Origin of the sequence: Ideonella paludis (assembly GCF_018069865.1) — a bacterium.
Classification (GTDB): domain Bacteria; phylum Pseudomonadota; class Gammaproteobacteria; order Burkholderiales; family Burkholderiaceae_C; genus Ideonella; species Ideonella paludis.
The window spans coordinates 585623-602654 of the sequence record NZ_JAGQDG010000003.1; the positions used below are offsets into that span (position 1 = coordinate 585623).

The following is a 17032-nucleotide window of genomic DNA, read 5'->3' on the forward strand; positions in this document are numbered from 1 at the left end:
TCAGCCCTTGTGGCGAGGCACACGGCCCATCAGGAAAAACTCGTCGTTCGGCCGCATGCCAATCACATTGGCCATGCGGTTGGACAGGCCAAAAAAGGCAGTGATGGCGGCAATGTCCCAAATGTCTTCGGCGCTGAAGCCGTGGCCCAGCAGCATGGCATGGTCTTCTTCGCCGACCTCGTGCGAGCGCTGGCAGACCTTGAGCGCAAAGTCCAGCATGGCTTTTTGGCGCGGTGTGATGTCGGCCTTGCGGTAGTTGACCGCCACTTGGTCGGCCACCAAGGGCTGCTTTTCATAGACGCGCAAGATCGCGCCATGGGCCACCACGCAGTAGAGGCATTGGTTGGCGCTGGAGGTGGCGACGATGATCATCTCGCGCTCGCCTTTGCTCAGGCCGCCTTCTTTGAGCAGCAGGGCGTCGTGATAGGCCAAAAAGGCGCGCAGCTCATCGGGCCGATGCGCCAGGGCCAGGAACACATTGGGCACAAAGCCGGCCTTCTCTTGCACGGCCAAGATGCGCTCGCGCAGGTCTTGCGGCAGGCTGTCCAAAGTGGGTACGGGGTAGCGGGAAATGGCGGGGGTGCTCATGATGGAAGGGGCTCCTTCTCAGGCGCGGAATTGCATGGCATGCAGCTTGGCATAGAGGCCCTCTGCGGCGAGGAGCTGGGCATGGCTGCCTTGCTCAATGATGCGGCCGGCTTCCATCACCACGATGCGGTCGGCCCGCTCGATGGTGGCCAGGCGGTGGGCGATCACCAGGGTGGTGCGGCCTTGCATCAGGTGGTCCAGGGCTTGCTGAACAAGATGTTCGCTCTCGGCATCCAGGGCCGAGGTGGCTTCGTCCAAGATCAGCACGGGCGCGTTTTTGTAGAGCGCCCGGGCAATGGCCAAGCGCTGGCGCTGGCCGCCGGAGAGCTGGTTGCCGTTGTGGCCGATGGCGCTGTGCAGGCCTTGCGGCAAGCCCTGCACAAAGTCCAGCAGATTGGCATGGCGCAGCGCGTCGGTCGCCCGGGCCTCATCAGGCGTATCGCCCAGAGCCACATTGGCCAGCACCGTGTCGTTGAACAGCACCACGTCTTGGCTCACCAGCGCGAACTGCTGGCGCAGGCTGTGGATGTCCCAGTCGGGCAGGGGCACACCATCCAGGCTGACCTGGCCGTGGGTGGGCTCGGCAAAGCGCGGCAGCAGGTGCACCAGGGTGGATTTGCCCGCCCCGGAGGGGCCGACCAGGGCCACGGTCTCGCCGGCTTGCACGCTCAGCGAGAGCTGGTCCAGCGCCGGGGCTTGGTCGGCGTGGTAGCGCACTTGCACATCGGCCAGCGTGATTTGACCCTGCGCGCGGCTGGCTTGGTGGCTACCGCCGGATTCGGCGGGCACATGCTCGATCAGGTCCACGCCGCGCTCCAGCGCGGTCAGGCCGCGGGTGATGGGGCCCATCACATCAGCCAAGTGCTTGATGGGCGTGATCAGCATCAGCATGCCGGTCACGTAAGACGTGAATTGGCCGACGGTGGCGCCGTTGGTTTGGCTTTGCCACAGCGCGATCACCACCACGGCCGACATGGCCACCGAGGCCATGATCTGGGTGATGGGAGTGATGGCCGCTTGGGCGGCCACCGACTTGAGCATCAGGCTGCGCAAGCGCTCGCTGAGCGTGGCAAAGCGTTGCCCTTCTTGGGCGGCTGCGCCGTGCAGGCGCACGATGCGCCAGGCCAGCACGTTTTCTTCCACCGCATAGGCCAGCTCATCGGTGGAGCTTTGGCTGGCCAAAGCCAGCTTGCGCAAGCGCTTGCCCGCCACGCGCATGGCCCAGGCCACGCTGGGCATCAGCACGGTGATCACCAAGGTCAACTGCCAGTTGAGGTAGAGCAGATAAGCCAGCAGGCCCACCAGGGCCAAGCTGTCCTTCACCAAGGTGTTCAAGGCGCTGGCCAACTGCTGCGCACCAGTGACGACCTCATGCACCAGGGAGTTGGTCAGGCTGCTGGCGCTGCGCTCGGCAAACACCGAGGGCTGGGCATTCATCAAGCGCCTGAACATGGCGGTGCGCAGCTCCAGCACGCCGCGCTGGGCCGCCCAGGCCAAAGCGTATTGGCCCACAAAGCTGAACAAACCCCGCACGCTGAAGAGGCCAATGATGACCACCGGCACGATCCACAGGGGTATCTTGCCCGCAAAGCCCTGGTCGATCAGGGGCATCATCAAATAGGCCGTGAGCGGCTCGGTCAGGCCGGTGATCAGTGAGGCAAAGAACGCCACCACCCAGGCTTTGCGGCCATCGCGGAAGTAGGGGGCCAGTCGGCGGAAGCGGGGCAATAGATCGTGCATGGGCGATACGGCCGTGCCGAAGTGGCACATCAAACTCAGGGGCCAAGGGGAGCCTGGCGGCCCTGATTATCAATGCCCGCACAGGGCGCGGGCGGGCGTGGTGGCCTGCCTACAATGCGCGGCGTCGGCGAAGCGCGCCTGCAGCGCGTTAGCCCAAGGTTTTCAACCTCTGCCAAGCCATGCAACACAAGCAAGAATCGACCGCACAGTGGCCCCGCCGGGCCTGGATGCAAGCCACCGCTGCCGCCGCAGCAGGGCTGGTTGCCCCCGCCAGCTGGGCCCAGTTCAAAGTGGAGATTTCAGGCGTGGGCGCCACTCAGGTGCCACTGGCCCTGGTGCCGTTCAGAGACGAAGGCAGTGCGCCGCAGGCGGTCTCGGCCGTCGTGCGCGCAGACCTGGAGCGCAGCGGCTTGTTCAAGGTGATGACCAGCGCCCTGCCCACCGATGAAGGCGGTTTGCCCACTTATCCAGCTTTGCGGGCCCAAGGTGCTGATGCGGTGGTGGCGGGCTCCATCACCCGCCTGGCCGATGGTCGCTTTGATGTGCGCTACAAGCTCTGGGACGTGGTCAAGGGCCAAGACCTGGGTGGACAAAGCTATGCTGTGCCGGCGGCCGATCTGCGCTTGGCCGCCCACAAAATCGCCGACGCGATTTACGAGCGGCTGACCGGTGACAAGGGCGTGTTTGCGACCCGTATTGCCTACATCACCAAGGGCGGCGGTAAATATTCTTTGCGCATCACGGATGCTGATGGTGAAGGCGGTCAAGTCGCCTTGACGAGCCCCGAGCCCATCATCTCGCCCGCCTGGTCGCCCGACGGGCGTGAACTGGCCTATGTGTCGTTCGAGCTGGGTAAAGCGATTGTTTGGATCCAAGAGACTTCGTCCGGCCAGCGCCGTCAGTTGGCCAACTACAAGGGCTCCAACAGTGCACCAGCTTTCTCACCGGATGGGCGCGAGCTGGCCGTCACGCTGTCGCGCGAGGGCGGCTCCCAGATCTATCTGGTAGGCCGCGATGGCGGCAACCTGCGCCGGGTCACCCAAAGCTTGGCCATCGACACCGAGCCGGTGTTCTCGCCCGATGGCAAGTCGATCTATTTCGTCAGCGACCGCGGTGGCAGCCCGCAAATCTACCGCCAAGCCACCAGCGGGGGCGGGGCTGATCGGGTGACCTTCAACGGCAACTACAACATCAGCCCGGCCATCAGCCCCGACGGTAAGACCTTGGCTTTTGTGCAGCGACAAGGTGGCGCCTTCCGTGTGATGACCATGGATTTGGCCAGCGGCCAAGCTCAAACCATCAGCGAGACCTCGGATGACGAAAGCCCCAGCTTTGCACCCAACGGCCGTTTGCTGATCTACGCGACCCGAGTGCAGGGCCGCGAGGTGCTGATGACCAGCACCTTGGACGGCAAGATCAAGAGCCGGCTGTTGACCAGCGGCTTGGACATCCGCGAGCCGGTTTGGGGGCCTTTCGGGCGTTGACCCGGCGTGCTCTGAAGCATTGGCCCCACGCTTCATCAAGCTTTACAGACAGCCGCACTCGGCCAGCGACAATGCGGGCATTCTTACTTTTTCCCCTCCACTCTTTTTCAGGAGTCACGACCATGGCCCATGCAAAAACCTCGACCCTTGTGATGTTGGCTGTCTCGGCCGCCATATTGGCCGGCTGCAGCTCCAGCGTGAAGCTCGATGAAGTGCCCGTGGAGACGCGCACGCCGGTGGCCAAAGATGCTGCGGCGGGCAACAAGGCCGCCACCACCAGCCAATCTGCGGTGGCCACGGTGGACCTGAGTGCCAAGAACGCCAATGCCAATGCGATGGCCAACACGGGCCTGGGGCGCGTGGTGTACTTTGACTTCGACAGCTTCAGCGTCAAGGACGAGTTCCGCCCTGTGGTCGAAGGCCATGCCAAGGCCTTGGTCGGCCAGCGCAGCAAGCGCATCGTCATTGAAGGCCATACCGACGAGCGCGGTGGCCGCGAATACAACCTGGCCTTGGGCCAAAAGCGCGCTGAAGCAGTGCAGCGCTCCTTGGTGCTGCTGGGGGCCACGGCCGAGCAGATTGAGGCCGTGAGCTACGGCGAAGAGCGCCCTGCCGCCACCGGCAGCAACGAAGACGCCTGGGCCAAGAACCGCCGCGCCGAGCTGAAGGACCGTTGAGCCCATGAGCGCGCAACGCCAACCCTCGCGGCCGCTCTGGCGTCTTTCTGCCGTGGCGCTGGGCCTGGCCGCTGCCCTGGCAGCGGGTGCGGCCCAGGCGGCCCTGTTTGAAGACGGCGAGGCCCGCAAAGCCATCTTGGATTTGCGCGCCCGTGCCAACCAAAACGACGAGCAGCGCCAAGCCCAAGCCGCCGCCATCAAGCAAATGCAAGAGCAAATCCAGCTCTTGCAGCGCAGCTTGCTGGACTTGAACAACCAGTTGGACCAAGCCAAGGGCGACAACGCCCGGCTGCGGGGCCAACTGGAGCAAACCCAGCGTGAAGTCGCCGAGCTGCAGCGCAAGCAAAAGGACATTGTGCAAAGCGTGGATGACCGCGTGCGCAAGCTCGAACCGCAAAGCGTGACGCTGGATGGCCGCAGCTTTACCGCTGAGCCTGAGGAGATCAAGGCGCATGACGATGCCATGGCGCTGCTGCGCAATGGCGAGTTCGAGCGCGCTGTGCCGGCCCTGGCCGCCTTCTTGCGCAAGTACCCTGAGTCTGGCTATCGCGACAGCGTGCGCTACTGGATGGGCAATGCGCAATACGGCGCTCGGGCCTACAAAGACGCGGTGTTGACCTTCCGCGCCTTTGCCACGGCCGCGCCCGAGCACCCGCGTGCTCCCGAGGCCTTGCTGGCGCTGGCCAACAGCCAAGCGGAGTTGCGCGACACCAAGACGGCGCGCCGCACCTTGGAAGAGTTGCTCAAGCTCTACCCCAAGTCGGAGGCTGCGCTGGCGGCCAAAGACCGTCTATTGACCCTGAAGTAAACCGTTTTGCAGCCTGAGTTGACCACCGCCGCAGAGGCCGACCTGGAGCGTCGCTTTGGCGGCCTGCGTCGCCTCTATGGCGACGGGCCTTACGAGCGCTTGCGCGGTCTGCGTTTGGCGGTGGTGGGCTTGGGCGGGGTCGGTTCCTGGGCCGTCGAGGCCCTGGCCCGCAGCGGCGTGGCGGGTTTGGTCTTGATCGATATGGATCATGTGGCCGAGTCCAACATCAACCGTCAGATCCAAGCCGTGGGCCAAACCGTAGGCATGGCCAAAGGGGAGGCGCTGAAGCAGCGCATCGCCGACATTCACCCCGGCTGCCAAGTCTGGTGTGTGGACGACTTTGTGACGCCAGAGAACTGGCCAGGCTTGCTGCCGGTGGTTGTGGATGGCGTGTTTGAGGCCTGTGACCAAGTGCGGGCCAAACAAGCGGTGGCAGCCTGGGCCCTGGCCCAGGGCGTGCCCGTGGTCACCAGTGGCGCGGCTGGCGGCAAGCGCCAACCCCACAAGCTGGAGCTTGACGATCTGGCCCATGTGACCCACGACCCGCTGCTGGCCTCTTTGCGCCAGCGCCTGCGCAAGTTTGACGGCGCGCCCCGCAGCGGCCCCATGGGCTTGCAATGCGTGTTCTCGCGCGAGCCTGTGCGCCAGCCCGAGCAGGCCTGCGATGTGGACGGCAGCCTCAACTGCCACGGTTATGGCTCCTCGGTCACCGTCACTGCGGCCGTCGGCTTGGCCGCCGCCGCGGCCTTGATCGAGCAGTGCTTGGCGCCGCGATAAGCGGGTCTGGCCGTGCAAACTCACAAGCATAGGTCAGCGACGCTTGAATTTCAGGCTACAATGGCAGGCTTGCCGGGTCGTTAGCTCAGTTGGTAGAGCAGCGGACTTTTAATCCGTTGGTCGCAGGTTCGAGTCCCGCACGACCCACCAAACGCTTCAGGCGAATTCGCTTAGAGCACTTGGAAAAGCAAAAAATCATGGCATAATCCATGGCTTCGCTGATGACGCAGCTTGCTGCATCTGAGGCTGAAGGGCTCTTAGCTCAGTTGGTAGAGCAGCGGACTCTTAATCCGTTGGTCGAAGGTTCGAATCCTTCAGGGCCCACCAAAATTCCCCAAAGAAATCAAAGGCTTGCACGAGAGTGCAGGCCTTTTTTCTTGGCTGCGCCCAACATGGGCTTGGGCTCGGGCCTGGAACCCCCAAGCTGGATCGAGGCGCACTGCAGCGTGCGTGGTTCAGCCTGGAGTGGGGTGCCGTGCTTTCACGGCGCAGGGGCTCAACAACGCGGTCTTTGCCCTTGCGGAGTCTGAGGTCTTGCAAGGAATACTGTATGAATGTACAGTGCTTGCAAGGAGATCGTCATGAAGTCTGAATTCCGCCTCGTCTACCAACCCAAGCCTTACCGCACACCCAGTTGGCTGCGCCGCATTTGGCTTTGGTTTTAAGGCCTCAGCCAGCCGGCATGGCCAAGTTGCGCACTTGAGTAGGGCCGGCCTGACGCTCAATGTCCGCCTTGAGCCGACGCAAACAGCCCATGGCAAACAGGGCTTCAGCCACCACAAACATGGGCCCCGTCAACAAGCCACTCAGGTTGAGTGTCTTCGCGGGTTTCGGGCCCTCGTAATAGTGGCCTACCCATTGGCAGCACCAGCCCAGCGCCAACGCCGCCAAGCCCCAACTCAGCCAAGCACTGCTGCTTTCGTTTGACAGGAGCAGCGCCGCGGCGCAGAGCAGGGCGCCATTGGCAGCACTCACCGCCACACCCAAGCCTGGCAGGCCGCGGCTGAGATACCACAGTGTCGTGGCCAGCCACACCAGCACCGCCGGAGTCAGGCCTGCTGCGCCCCACGGGGTGCTCAGCGCCCACAGTGCCGGTTGCGACAGCAGCGCCCCGAGGGCAAACACGATCAGTGGAATGCCCGCCAGGTGGGTGGCGATATTGCGCGGGTCGCGGTGCTGGGCGGCGTAGCGCACCAACAAGCTGGTGGCGTCTGTGGCGTGACGGGCCATGGCTGAGCTCCAAATGGGGCAAGGCCGACATGCTAAGCCAAGCGGCCACCTCTTGCGAAGGGGCTGGGGGCGTTTCAACGGTCAGCCAGAACCCGCATTGTGAGGTGGGGGGTGTCTACAGCATAAAGAAGGGGACAAAAGTCATCCTTATCAATCGGTTGCATTTCGTGTAGCCGGGCAACATCGATTCCGTCACTACATGAAATGGTTGGCGAATCGTGCTTGGCTTCTCTGCAACGCAAAAACGAATGGGCTGGGTGGGTGTCACGCTGCAAGGCGATACAGCCCGACTGGTTCATATCGTCCGTCCGGCGGGCGCAAAACCCCGCGTGGAGTGGGTGGCCAGTCAGCCCATGGCGCAGGCGGCCTCGCTCTGGCCCGGCCTGCGCAAGCGCTGGCAGCTGGATAAGCATCATGTGGTGGCAGTGCTGCCGCGCGGTCACTACCAGATGGTGTCCATGGAGGCGCCCGAGGTTCCTCGCGAGGAGTGGGTCTCGGCGCTGCGCTGGAAGCTCAAGGACGTGGTCGACTTCCCTGTCGAGCAGGCGGCCATTGACGTCCTGGCGGTGCCCGGTGCCACGCCCGAGAGCCCGGCACGCTCTGTGTTGGCGGTCACCGCGCCTGAAGAGCGCATACGCCCCTTGGTGGACATTTGCAATGACGCTGGCGTCGGCCTCGAAGCCATCGACATCGTCGAGACCGGTCTGCGCAACCTCTGCGCATTGACCGACGACTCCGAGCGCGCACAGGCCTTGATCCGGGTCGGCCCGATGGACACCCAGTTGGTCATCACCTATCGCAGCGAACTGTTGATGGTGCGCCACATCGAGGCCACCTCAGCGCAGGTGACCGACCCCGAAGACGACGTGAGGCAGACGGTTTTTGACCGCATTGCCTTGGAGGCGCAACGCACCTTGGACATGTGCGAGCGACTGTTCAGCTACGCCAATTTGGGCGTGCTGTGGGTCGCGCCAGGCTTGGGTGCACCGGGCTTGGCTGAATATCTGCGCGACGTGGTTTATGTCCCAGTCAACGAGATGAAGCTCAGTGATGTGCTGGACATCAGCGCAGCCACTGAGCTGAGTTCTCCAGAAGCGCAGAGCGCTTTTGCCGCGGCCCTGGGTGCGGCCTTGCGCGCCGAGCAAGGAGCCCGCTGATGGCACAGCAACTGAATCTTTACGGCGCCAGCTTCCGGCGGCCCCAACACCTCTTGAGCGCCGCGAACGCCCTGCGGGGCTTGGGCGTGCTGATCGCCTTGGGCCTGCTGGCCGGTGGCTTTTTGGCTTGGCGGACCAGCGCGAGCTCGGTGGATACCCAAGAGCAGCAGACCTTCGCTCAACACCGCGCCAAGGTGATGGCCATGCAGGAGCAGGTGGCTGCCCAACGCAAAGAAGTGGATGTGGAAGCGGCCAAGCTGCGCGAGGTCGAGCAAGCGCTGGCGCGTGTCAAAGCCACGCTGCAAGGGGGCTCCGGCGGAGAGCCTGCCGTCTCCTATTCGGCCTACTTTGAGGCCTTGGCCAAGCAGTCTCACAGCGCCCTCTGGTTGACTGGCTTTGCCGTGTCGGCCGACGGTCAGTCCATCGAGCTCAAGGGCCGCATGTTGGACGCCTCTGCCCTGCCGGATTACCTGACGCGCCTGAATGCAGAGCCTGTGTTCAAAGGCCGCCAGTTTGCGCAACTGCAGGTGACCTCCATGTCGACCGAAGGCGCCGAGACCACGGGCCCCCGTGTCACCGAATTTGTGCTGCGCTCCGGCGCGCCTGACAGCAAGGAGCTTGCACGATGAACGCCGCATCGCTGCGTCAAAAGCTCGATACCTTGTGGGTCGCATTGCCCACGCTGGGTCGTCGCTTTGATGCCAGACCCTTCCGGGAGCGCTTGATGATCACGCTGGCCGCTGTGGCCGTTTGCGTCATGCTGCTGGACCGCTTCCTACTCGACAGTGCGTTCAAGCGTTTCCGTGCGCACCAAACAGAGATCAGTGCCTGGAAGGACCAGCGTCGCACCATTGACACCGAGATCTCTGACCTCGCGCAAGAACTGCGCTCCTTGGAGCAAAGCAAGGCCCAACAGGTCCAAGAGGTTCGCAAGCGCTTGGCCGATGCCCAAGCTGCCCTGAATGACAACCAACAAGGCGTCGTCAGCGCCCAGCAGATGCTGCCGCTGCTGCAGCAACTACTGTTGCGCAGCCCTTGCGCCAATGCTCAGCCGGGCTGCAGCCGCATCCGGGTCCGCAGCGTCAAGTCGCTGGGCCGCAGCGAGGTGACCTTGCGTGCCGCGCAGCAGGCTCAGGCGGCGGCCCTGCCCGGTGCAGCGTCTGCGGCCTCTGCCGCCAATGGATCTGCAGCGGGCGCACCCGCCATGCCGCTGGCCGATGCGCTGTCCGCCCCGGCGGGCCCAGGCCTGTGGCGCCATGGCATTGAGGTCACCCTGGAGGGCAGCTACAGCGACCTGAGCGCCTACCTTCAACACCTGGAAGCCCTGCCACAGCGCGTGCTGCGTGCTGGCATGCGCTTTCAAGTCGAAGCCCATCCGAAAGCCAGCCTGACGCTGACGCTCTACACCCTGAGCCTCGATCAAAGCTGGTTGGAGATCTAAGCATGCGACAACCATCATCCCCTGCCGTTCTGGTCTTGGCCTTGCTCTTCTTGGCCGATCCGCGCACCGCGGGTGCCGCTCTGCTGGACCCGACTCGTCCGCTCGTGGGCGGTGGCCGCGAAGAGGCGGCCCCTCCCAAGCCTGCGGAGGCCCTCGCGGCTGCTGCGGCTGCCGCTGATGCGGCGTCGGCGCCAGCCGCGCCGCCTTCGCTGCAGTCCTTGCAAGTGCCTCGCCAAGGCGAAGCCACAGCCATCGTGGACGGCCAGTTGCTGAAAGTGGGCGGAAAGCTGGGCAGCTATGAAGTCACCCACATCGACGCCCACGGTCTGATGGTGCGTGGCCCGGCCGGCCGCGAACGCTGGACTTTGGCAGGCGTCGAAGTGCTGGACAGTCGCCAGTCCGCCGCCAGCCTGAAGATGGGCCCCTTGGGTGATGTGCGCAAGCCGACTCGCAGGCCCGTGGCCGACGCTGCCGCCTTGCCGCCGGACGGGCTGCCCCGTCCGCAGGGCGCAGCCCCCAGCCCCTTGGTGTTCCCGTTGCCTGCGCCGCAAAGCCAGCCCTTGCCGCTGCCCCGACCGGCTCAGCCCCTTGAGCAAGTGCCTCCCAGCGCGCCTGTGCCCGCAGCGCCCACCCGCCCGGCGGTCAAGCAAGCCTTGGCCGACGCCGGCACCTGGACGTCGGCTGCGCCCATGACCGTGGCCTTTGAGCCCGCCCCGATGGCCGCGCCCGTGCGCATGGCCCCAGCAGTCAAGCGCAGCGCAAAGGCGGGCCACACCTGGACCGCCTCTGCCCCGCAAAAGTCGCTGCGCATGGACTTGGACGATATGCGTCGCGTCATTCAAATGGGCGTCCAAACCAGCCCTGTTGCGGTGGCCAGTCTCGCGGCCTCGCATTGGCAGCGCCCCCTTGATCCTCAGCGCTATGGCGCCTGGGCCGCGGTCTGGGGCGCAGCGCCTGCAGGCTCCCAGCGTCAAGCGCTGTCTCTGCCATCGACCAGCCTGGTTCTGGCCCGCCTGCAAGCGCCCAGAGCGCAGCCCGCCAAGGCTCCCGTCGTGCGCTATGCCGCTGTCGCTGGCCCGCGGCCCATGCCCGCCAGCGTGGTGTGGCGTCAGTCCGCACCAGCCAAGGCCTGGCAGCCTCAAGGCGTGAATGAGCTGCCCGGCGCGCACACCAGCCAGTGGGCCAGTGCGGCGATGCGGCCGGTGCACATTGCCGCGCTGGAGGCCAAGCCCAGCACCCCGCGCAGCTTTGCTCAGGCCAGTGCCAAAACATTGCCGCGCGCCTGGGGCGCCGCGCGTTGGGCCCAAGGGCGCAGCACAGCCACTGCGGTGGCCGCAGCGCCAGTGACCCATTCCTACCCCATGGCCATGCCGAATTGGCGCAATACGCCTCCGGTTCCCGCTGACAACTCTTCTGTGACGCAGGTCGCATACGCCCTGGAGACACCATGAACACCCAGACTTTCCGCCCGTTCGTGCTGGCCGCCTCAATGGCTGCTTCCGTGGCTTTTGCGGCCCAGCCCGCCAACTCCGGCCTGCCTGCTCCGCTGCAACTGGCCGCTGCGCCTGTGGCTTCAGACCCTGCGCTGGAGGCCACCCCCCGCTTTGACATCACCATGAACAACGCCCCGGCCGCCGCGGTGTTTGCGCAGCTGGTGTCGAACACCCGCTACAACATGCTGGTCTCCCCGGACGTGACGGGCACCGTGTCGCTCTCCTTGCGCGACACCACCGTGATGGAAGCGCTGATGTCGCTGCGCGACCTCTACGGCTATGACTACAAAGTCCAAGGCAATCGCATCACCGTGTTCTCCAACGCGGTGCAGACACGGCTCTACCGCATCAACTACCTGCCAGGCCGCCGCCAAGGTGCCTCAGACATCCGGGTCTCGTCCAGCTCCATCACCCAAGCCGGTGGCGGTGCGGGTGGCCAGGCCCAAGGCGCGGGCAACAGCGCGGCTGGTGGCGGCAACAACGGTGCGGGTGGCGTGGGCTCTCGCGCTGAGGACTCCGCCCATGTGCGCACCACCTCGGATGCCGACTTCTGGCGCGAGGTTCAGGCCTCCTTGACCGCACTGGTCGGCAGCACCAACGGGCGCCAAGTCGTGCTCAACCCTGCCGCTGGCGTGGTGGTGGTCAAGGCCACGCCGGGCGAGCTGCGCCAGGTCGAGTCCTACCTCAACGCGGTGCAAATCAACATCGAGCGGCAGGTGATGATCGAAGCCAAGATCGTCGACGTGGCGCTGGCCAACGACTCTCAACAGGGCGTTAATTGGGCGGCTTTCGGGTCTCTGGGCAGCGGCAAGATCAGCTTTGGCACCGCCGCCCCCGGCGCTGTGCTCGGCAACAGCGGCGACCTGAGCGACGGCAGCAACACCGCCACCCCGGGCGGCAGCTTCAAGCCCAGCACCGCCGGCGGCGGCATCTATGGCCTGGCCTTCCAGGCCACCAACTTTGCCGCCATGCTCAACTTCCTGGAAACCCAGGGCGATGTGCAAGTGCTCTCCAGCCCCCGCATTGCGACGCTCAACAATCAAAAGGCTGTGCTCAAGGTCGGCACCGATGAGCTCTACATCACCGGAGTGTCCAGCAACACCTCGTCGACGGCGACCAGCTCCACCAGCTCGCCGACCGTCACGCTGCAGCCCTTCTTCTCGGGCATTGCGCTGGACGTGACACCGCAGATCGATGACCAAGGCAATGTCATCTTGCATGTGCATCCCAGCATCAGCGTGGTGAGTGAGCGCCAAAAGAACGTGGACCTGGGCTCGCTGGGCCAATACAAGCTGCCGCTGGCCACCAGCGCGGTGAATGAAACCGACAGCATCGTCCGGGTGCGCGACGGCCAGATTGTGGCCATCGGCGGCCTGATGACGCACAACCAAAAGTTCGACAAGTCGGCCCTGCCGGTCTTGGGCAATGTGCCGCTGCTGGGCAATCTGTTTGGTCAAAAGGCCAAGGTCGATCGCAAGCGCGAGCTGGTCATCTTGATGAAGCCCACGGTGATCCGCAACGAGCAATGGCCGGAGTCGGACGCCGACAGCCGGGCTCGCTCTGTGGGGCTGCCCGTGGTGCCCCTCAAGTCAGAACAGCAGGGCTCAGCCCAACGCCCCTGAGGCGCCTGACCCCATCGCTCTCCACACCATAAAAAAACTTGCAGGAATTCGCTCATGGCTCGCCCGGAACGTGTCCGCCTTGGTGACTTATTGATCCAAGAAGGCCTGCTGACGTCAGAGCAGCTGACCCAGGCCCTGGAAGAACAGCGCCGCACCGGCCGCAAGCTCGGCCGCATGATTGTGGACAACGGCTTGGTCACCGAAGAACAGGTGTCCAAGGCGCTGGCCAAGCAGCTGCGCATGCCCTTCATGGATGTGGGCGCCCGCACGCTGCGGCCCGAGCTGGTCAAGCTGCTGCCGGAGGTGCAGGCGCGCCGTCTGCGCTCCGCCGTCCTGGAAGACACCGGGGTCAGCTACAAGGTGATGATGGCGGACCCGACCGACATCAACGCCTATGACGAGCTGGGCCGACTGCTCAAGCGCGATATTGAAGTGGTGGTGGTCACCGAGACCAAGCTGCTGGCTGCCATCGACCGCAGCTACCAGCGCACCGACCAAATCGCTGGTTTGGCCAAGGAGCTGACGAGTGAGCTGAGCGTCACCGAAGGCCGCTTGGGCGACATGCTGGGCCTGGGCAATGTCTCCACGGAAGACGCGCCGGTCGTCAAGCTGCTCTCGTCGGTGTTTGAAGAAGCGCTGCGTGTGCGCGCCTCGGACATCCACATTGAGCCCCAAGAGCGCAGCCTGCGCATCCGCTTCCGCATTGACGGCGTGCTGCATGTCCAGACTGAAGCCGACCCCAAGATTGCCAATGCGGTGGCGCTGCGCCTCAAGCTGATGTCGGGCTTGGACATTTCTGAAAAGCGCCTGCCGCAAGACGGCCGCTTCCATGTGAAGCTCAGCCACGGTGCGGTCGACGTTCGTATCTCCACGCTGCCGGCGCAGTATGGCGAGTCGGTGGTGATGCGACTGCTGAACCAAAACGCGGGCCTCTTGGAGCTGCAAAAGCTCAATCTGCCCCCGGCCATGCTGGAGGCTTTGGAGCGTGCCATTGCCAAGCCCAGTGGCATGGTGCTGGTGACTGGCCCCACGGGCTCTGGCAAAACCACCACGCTGTACGCAGCGCTGAACCAGCTCAACACCACAGACCGCAAGATCCTGACGGCTGAAGACCCGGTCGAGTACCGCTTGCCGGGCCTGAACCAAGTGCAGGTGCAAGAAAAGATCGACCTCAGCTTTGACCGCGTGCTGCGCGCCGCCCTGCGGCAAGACCCGGACATCGTGCTGATCGGTGAGATGCGCGACCAGAAGACCGCCGAGATTGGCATGCGTGCGGCCATGACGGGCCACCTGGTGCTCTCAACCCTGCACACCAACGATGCGCTCTCAACGCCCATCCGCTTGTTGGACATGGGGGTGCCCGCCTATATGGTGGCCTTGTCGCTGCAGCTGGTCTTGGCACAGCGCCTGGTGCGCGTGATCTGCCCGAGCTGCAAAGAGCCCTACACCTTGCTGCCCAAAGAAGTGGCCTGGACCCGCGCCGAGCTGGGCGATGCCACCGAAAGCACGCCCTTCTACAAGGGGCGCGGTTGCGGCTCTTGCAACCACACGGGCTACAGCGGCCGCACCGGGGTGTATGAGTTTGTCGAGATGACGCAGGAGTTGGTCGAAGCCATCAATCATGGTGAACCCAGCGCCTTCACCAAAGCCGCCAAGCGCCAAATGGCCGGCAACACCTTACGCCGCGATGCGGTGCGTCTGGCCATCGAAGGTCGCAGCACCATCGAAGAAGCCATGCGCATCTCCAACCAGTTGGATGAATCCTGATGGCTGAATTCGTCTACAGCGGCCGCACGGCCGACGGCATCGTCAACGGCACCCTGGATGCCCCCAACGCCTCAGCGGTGGCCGACTTGCTGGCCGCGCGGGGGGTCACGCCGCTGGACATCCGGGAGAGCGACTCGCCCAGCAATGCCGAGGGGCTCTCGCGTGAGATCGACCTCTCGCGCTATTTCCCGCCCAAGGTCGAGACGGTGGACTTGCTGCTGTTCTCGCGGCAGCTCAATATTTTGATGCGCTCGGGCGTGCCCATCTTGCGGGCGTTGGCGGGCCTGACGGAGTCGGCCACCAATGTGGCCATGAAGAACACCTTGACCGAAGTGCGCCGCAGCCTGGAGTCGGGGCTGGACCTGTCCACCTCGCTGATGTCGCACCCCAAAGTCTTTGACACCTTTTATGTGTCCATGGTGCGGGTGGGCGAGATGACCGGCCGCTTGGATGACATCTTCATCCGCCTGTTCAAACACATCGAGTTTGAGCAGTTCATGCGCCAGCAGGTCAAGGCCGCGTTGCGCTACCCGAGCTTCGTGATGATCGCGATGTTTGTGGCGGTGGGGGTGATCAATGCCTTTGTGATCCCGGCCTTCGCCACCGTCTTCAAGGGCTTCAATGCCGAGCTGCCTTGGATGACCAAGCTGCTGCTGGCCACCTCGGAGTTCACGGTCAATTATTGGTGGATCATCTTGGGCGCCATCGCGGCCATGGTGTTTCTCTTTCAGCGCTGGGTCGCCACCAAAGCCGGCAAATTCATCTGGGATCGCACCAAGCTCAACATCCCGGTGGCCGGAAAGATTGTGCGGAAAGCCATGTTGTCGCGCTTCGCACGCAGCTTTGCGCTGGCGCTCAAAAGCGGCGTGCCGGTGGCACAAGCTCTGGGCGTCGTGGCCGCCACGGTGGAGAACAGCTACATCTCGCACAAGGTGGAAGGCATCCGCGAGAGCGTGGAGCGGGGCGAAACCATTCTGCGCTCCGCAGCCTTATCCGGCATTTTCACGCCCGTGGTGTTGCAAATGATCGCTGTGGGCGAGGAAACCGGCGCCATAGACGAGCTGATGGAGGAGGTCGCGGACCTCTACACCAATGAAGTCGAGTACGAGCTCAAGACCCTGGGCGCGCAGATCGAACCCATCATGATCGTCTTCATGGGCATCTTGGTGCTGATCCTGGCCATGGGTGTGTTCTTGCCCGTGTGGGATTTGGGTCGTACGGCATTCAAGAAGTGAGTGCTTTGTGCCGAAAAGCATGGAGAAGGCCCACAACAAGCCGCTAAGGCGGTGGGGCCAAGGATTCGGATTGTTGGAGTTGGCCGTTGTGTTGATCATCACATCAGTGCTCTTGTCCCTGGCGCTGCCACGCTTCAGAGACGCACAGAAAGCCGCACGCCAGGTCATGCTGGTGCGCATGGCCAGCCAGATGCGCGCGGCGGCGGACCTGTTCTTTCTGCAGTGCCAAGCCCAAGGCGATGCGGCGCTGCGCCGCGACTGCGCGGAGCTTACGGTGGGCCGCATGGTGGTGCAGGGCGAGCACCGCTATCCGACGGCCTCAGTCAATGGCATTGGTCGACTCGTCGGCCTGTCGGCGGGCGAGCCAGCCGCCGCGCACTTCCAAGTGCGTGAATTTCTGGCAAACGGCGTGCCTGCGCTTTCAGTTCGGGTTCGTCCGGTCGAAGAAGCTTCCTGTGAGCTGATCTATGTGCAAGCCAAGGCCCCTGGTCAATGGCCTGCCGTGTCCCTTGTCCCTGAGTCCTGTCACTGACCTACCCCTAGAAAGGAGTCCTCCTATGAAAACCCGCCTCCAACAAGGCTTTACGCTGATTGAGCTGATCGTTGTGATCGTCATTCTGGGCATCTTGGCTGCCACAGCCTTGCCCAAGTTCATCGACATGCGCTCCGAAGCCGAGGCTGCCGCCGTGCAGGGCATCGCCGGTGCCGCTGCGGCTGCCATGAACCTGAACTACAGCGGTTGCTCGCTGACCAACCATGTGGTGACCGCTGACAAGTGCGTCAAGGTCGACTCTTGCGACGACGTCAAGAACCTGCTGCAAGGCGGCTTGGATTCGGCCAAGTACCACCTCACCACCACCTCCTTGGGCAGCACCCTGGGCGGCACAGTCACCTGCGTGGCGACCTCGCAAGCCGCAAGTGCCGCGACAGCCAACTTCACTGGCATTCGCGCTGGTAACTAAAGCCGGGTGACGGTCAGTGACCACGGCCCGGTGAGGGCCGGCTGATCGCTG

Annotated in this window: 16 protein-coding genes and 2 tRNA genes; 15 read left to right on the forward strand and 3 right to left on the reverse strand. The window is 64.1% G+C overall.

Annotated features, from left to right (window positions below; translation table 11 throughout):
- Entirely contained in the window at positions 1-588 is a 588-nt protein-coding gene (locus KAK11_RS10305; RefSeq protein WP_210808909.1) for a peroxidase-related enzyme, read from the reverse strand.
- A gap of 18 nt (positions 589-606) precedes the next feature.
- Complete coding sequence (gene msbA, locus KAK11_RS10310; protein WP_375140678.1) at positions 607-2358, reverse strand: lipid A export permease/ATP-binding protein MsbA; 1752 nt, start codon at positions 2356-2358, stop codon at positions 607-609.
- Positions 2359-2507: 149 nt separating this feature from the next.
- Between msbA and tolB the strand changes: the two genes are divergently transcribed.
- From tolB to KAK11_RS10340, 6 genes are all read left to right on the forward strand, one after another.
- Positions 2508-3812 (forward strand): Tol-Pal system beta propeller repeat protein TolB, encoded by a 1305-nt coding sequence (gene tolB, locus KAK11_RS10315; RefSeq protein ID WP_210808913.1) that lies wholly within the window; start codon positions 2508-2510, stop codon positions 3810-3812.
- Positions 3813-3934: 122 nt separating this feature from the next.
- The gene (gene pal, locus KAK11_RS10320; RefSeq protein WP_210808915.1) at positions 3935-4489 is read left to right on the forward strand and encodes a peptidoglycan-associated lipoprotein Pal; all 555 of its coding nucleotides are present in this window, start codon (positions 3935-3937) and stop codon (positions 4487-4489) included.
- Between the two features lie 4 nt (positions 4490-4493).
- Positions 4494-5297 (forward strand): tol-pal system protein YbgF, encoded by an 804-nt coding sequence (ybgF, locus tag KAK11_RS10325; protein ID WP_210808917.1) that lies wholly within the window; start codon positions 4494-4496, stop codon positions 5295-5297.
- Positions 5298-5315: 18 nt separating this feature from the next.
- Positions 5316-6074: a tRNA threonylcarbamoyladenosine dehydratase gene (locus tag KAK11_RS10330; protein ID WP_210808919.1), complete on the forward strand. Its 759-nt coding sequence runs from the start codon at positions 5316-5318 to the stop codon at positions 6072-6074.
- A gap of 74 nt (positions 6075-6148) precedes the next feature.
- Positions 6149-6224 (forward strand) — tRNA-Lys (locus tag KAK11_RS10335).
- Between the two features lie 101 nt (positions 6225-6325).
- Positions 6326-6401 (forward strand) — tRNA-Lys (locus KAK11_RS10340).
- Between the two features lie 342 nt (positions 6402-6743).
- On the opposite strand, the gene KAK11_RS10345 is transcribed toward KAK11_RS10340, so the two are convergent.
- Positions 6744-7304 carry an Mpo1 family 2-hydroxy fatty acid dioxygenase gene (locus KAK11_RS10345; protein ID WP_210808921.1) on the reverse strand — a complete coding sequence of 187 codons (561 nt, stop codon included), beginning with the start codon at positions 7302-7304 and terminating at the stop codon, positions 6744-6746.
- A 248-nt stretch (positions 7305-7552) separates the two neighbouring features.
- Between KAK11_RS10345 and KAK11_RS10350 the strand changes: the two genes are divergently transcribed.
- The 9 genes from KAK11_RS10350 (at position 7553) to KAK11_RS22190 (ending at position 16981) form a co-directional block, all read left to right on the forward strand.
- Positions 7553-8461 carry a type IV pilus biogenesis protein PilM gene (locus tag KAK11_RS10350; protein WP_210808923.1) on the forward strand — a complete coding sequence of 303 codons (909 nt, stop codon included), beginning with the start codon at positions 7553-7555 and terminating at the stop codon, positions 8459-8461.
- Positions 8461-9090: a PilN domain-containing protein gene (locus KAK11_RS10355; RefSeq protein WP_210808925.1), complete on the forward strand. Its 630-nt coding sequence runs from the start codon at positions 8461-8463 to the stop codon at positions 9088-9090. The genes KAK11_RS10350 and KAK11_RS10355 overlap by 1 nt, the downstream gene beginning before the upstream one ends.
- Positions 9087-9902, forward strand: coding sequence for a hypothetical protein (locus KAK11_RS10360; protein WP_210808927.1), 816 nt, complete (start codon positions 9087-9089; stop codon positions 9900-9902). The genes KAK11_RS10355 and KAK11_RS10360 overlap by 4 nt, the downstream gene beginning before the upstream one ends.
- Before the next feature lie 2 nt (positions 9903-9904).
- The gene (locus KAK11_RS10365; RefSeq protein ID WP_210808929.1) at positions 9905-11353 is read left to right on the forward strand and encodes a hypothetical protein; all 1449 of its coding nucleotides are present in this window, start codon (positions 9905-9907) and stop codon (positions 11351-11353) included.
- Positions 11350-13017, forward strand: a complete 1668-nt coding sequence (gene mshL, locus KAK11_RS10370; RefSeq protein WP_246498722.1) for a pilus (MSHA type) biogenesis protein MshL — start codon at positions 11350-11352, stop codon at positions 13015-13017. Before KAK11_RS10365 ends, mshL begins: the two co-directional genes overlap by 4 nt.
- Before the next feature lie 54 nt (positions 13018-13071).
- Positions 13072-14784, forward strand: coding sequence for a GspE/PulE family protein (locus KAK11_RS10375; protein ID WP_210808930.1), 1713 nt, complete (start codon positions 13072-13074; stop codon positions 14782-14784).
- Positions 14784-16019 carry a type II secretion system F family protein gene (locus KAK11_RS10380; protein WP_210808932.1) on the forward strand — a complete coding sequence of 412 codons (1236 nt, stop codon included), beginning with the start codon at positions 14784-14786 and terminating at the stop codon, positions 16017-16019. Before KAK11_RS10375 ends, KAK11_RS10380 begins: the two co-directional genes overlap by 1 nt.
- Positions 16020-16110: 91 nt before the next feature.
- A complete protein-coding gene (locus KAK11_RS10385; RefSeq protein WP_210808933.1) occupies positions 16111-16551 on the forward strand; it encodes a hypothetical protein in 441 nt (146 codons plus the stop codon).
- 25 nt (positions 16552-16576) lie between these two features.
- On the forward strand, positions 16577-16981 hold the full coding sequence (locus KAK11_RS22190) for a type II secretion system protein (protein WP_210808934.1): 405 nt from the start codon (positions 16577-16579) through the stop codon (positions 16979-16981).
- Positions 16982-17032: the final 51 nt, after the last annotated feature.

What these genes read in the sequence shown, in the direction of transcription:
- KAK11_RS10305 (WP_210808909.1), bottom strand. Translation starts at nt 588, where the DNA reads ATGAGCACCCCCGCCATTTCCCGCTACCCCGTACCCACTTTGGACAGC.
- msbA (WP_375140678.1), bottom strand. Translation starts at nt 2,358, where the DNA reads ATGTGCCACTTCGGCACGGCCGTATCGCCCATGCACGATCTATTGCCC.
- tolB (WP_210808913.1), top strand. Translation starts at nt 2,508, where the DNA reads ATGCAACACAAGCAAGAATCGACCGCACAGTGGCCCCGCCGGGCCTGG.
- pal (WP_210808915.1), top strand. Translation starts at nt 3,935, where the DNA reads ATGGCCCATGCAAAAACCTCGACCCTTGTGATGTTGGCTGTCTCGGCC.
- ybgF (WP_210808917.1), top strand. Translation starts at nt 4,494, where the DNA reads ATGAGCGCGCAACGCCAACCCTCGCGGCCGCTCTGGCGTCTTTCTGCC.
- KAK11_RS10345 (WP_210808921.1), bottom strand. Translation starts at nt 7,304, where the DNA reads ATGGCCCGTCACGCCACAGACGCCACCAGCTTGTTGGTGCGCTACGCC.
- KAK11_RS10350 (WP_210808923.1), top strand. Translation starts at nt 7,553, where the DNA reads ATGGGCTGGGTGGGTGTCACGCTGCAAGGCGATACAGCCCGACTGGTT.
- KAK11_RS10355 (WP_210808925.1), top strand. Translation starts at nt 8,461, where the DNA reads ATGGCACAGCAACTGAATCTTTACGGCGCCAGCTTCCGGCGGCCCCAA.
- KAK11_RS10360 (WP_210808927.1), top strand. Translation starts at nt 9,087, where the DNA reads ATGAACGCCGCATCGCTGCGTCAAAAGCTCGATACCTTGTGGGTCGCA.
- KAK11_RS10365 (WP_210808929.1), top strand. Translation starts at nt 9,905, where the DNA reads ATGCGACAACCATCATCCCCTGCCGTTCTGGTCTTGGCCTTGCTCTTC.
- mshL (WP_246498722.1), top strand. Translation starts at nt 11,350, where the DNA reads ATGAACACCCAGACTTTCCGCCCGTTCGTGCTGGCCGCCTCAATGGCT.
- KAK11_RS10375 (WP_210808930.1), top strand. Translation starts at nt 13,072, where the DNA reads ATGGCTCGCCCGGAACGTGTCCGCCTTGGTGACTTATTGATCCAAGAA.
- KAK11_RS10380 (WP_210808932.1), top strand. Translation starts at nt 14,784, where the DNA reads ATGGCTGAATTCGTCTACAGCGGCCGCACGGCCGACGGCATCGTCAAC.
- KAK11_RS22190 (WP_210808934.1), top strand. Translation starts at nt 16,577, where the DNA reads ATGAAAACCCGCCTCCAACAAGGCTTTACGCTGATTGAGCTGATCGTT.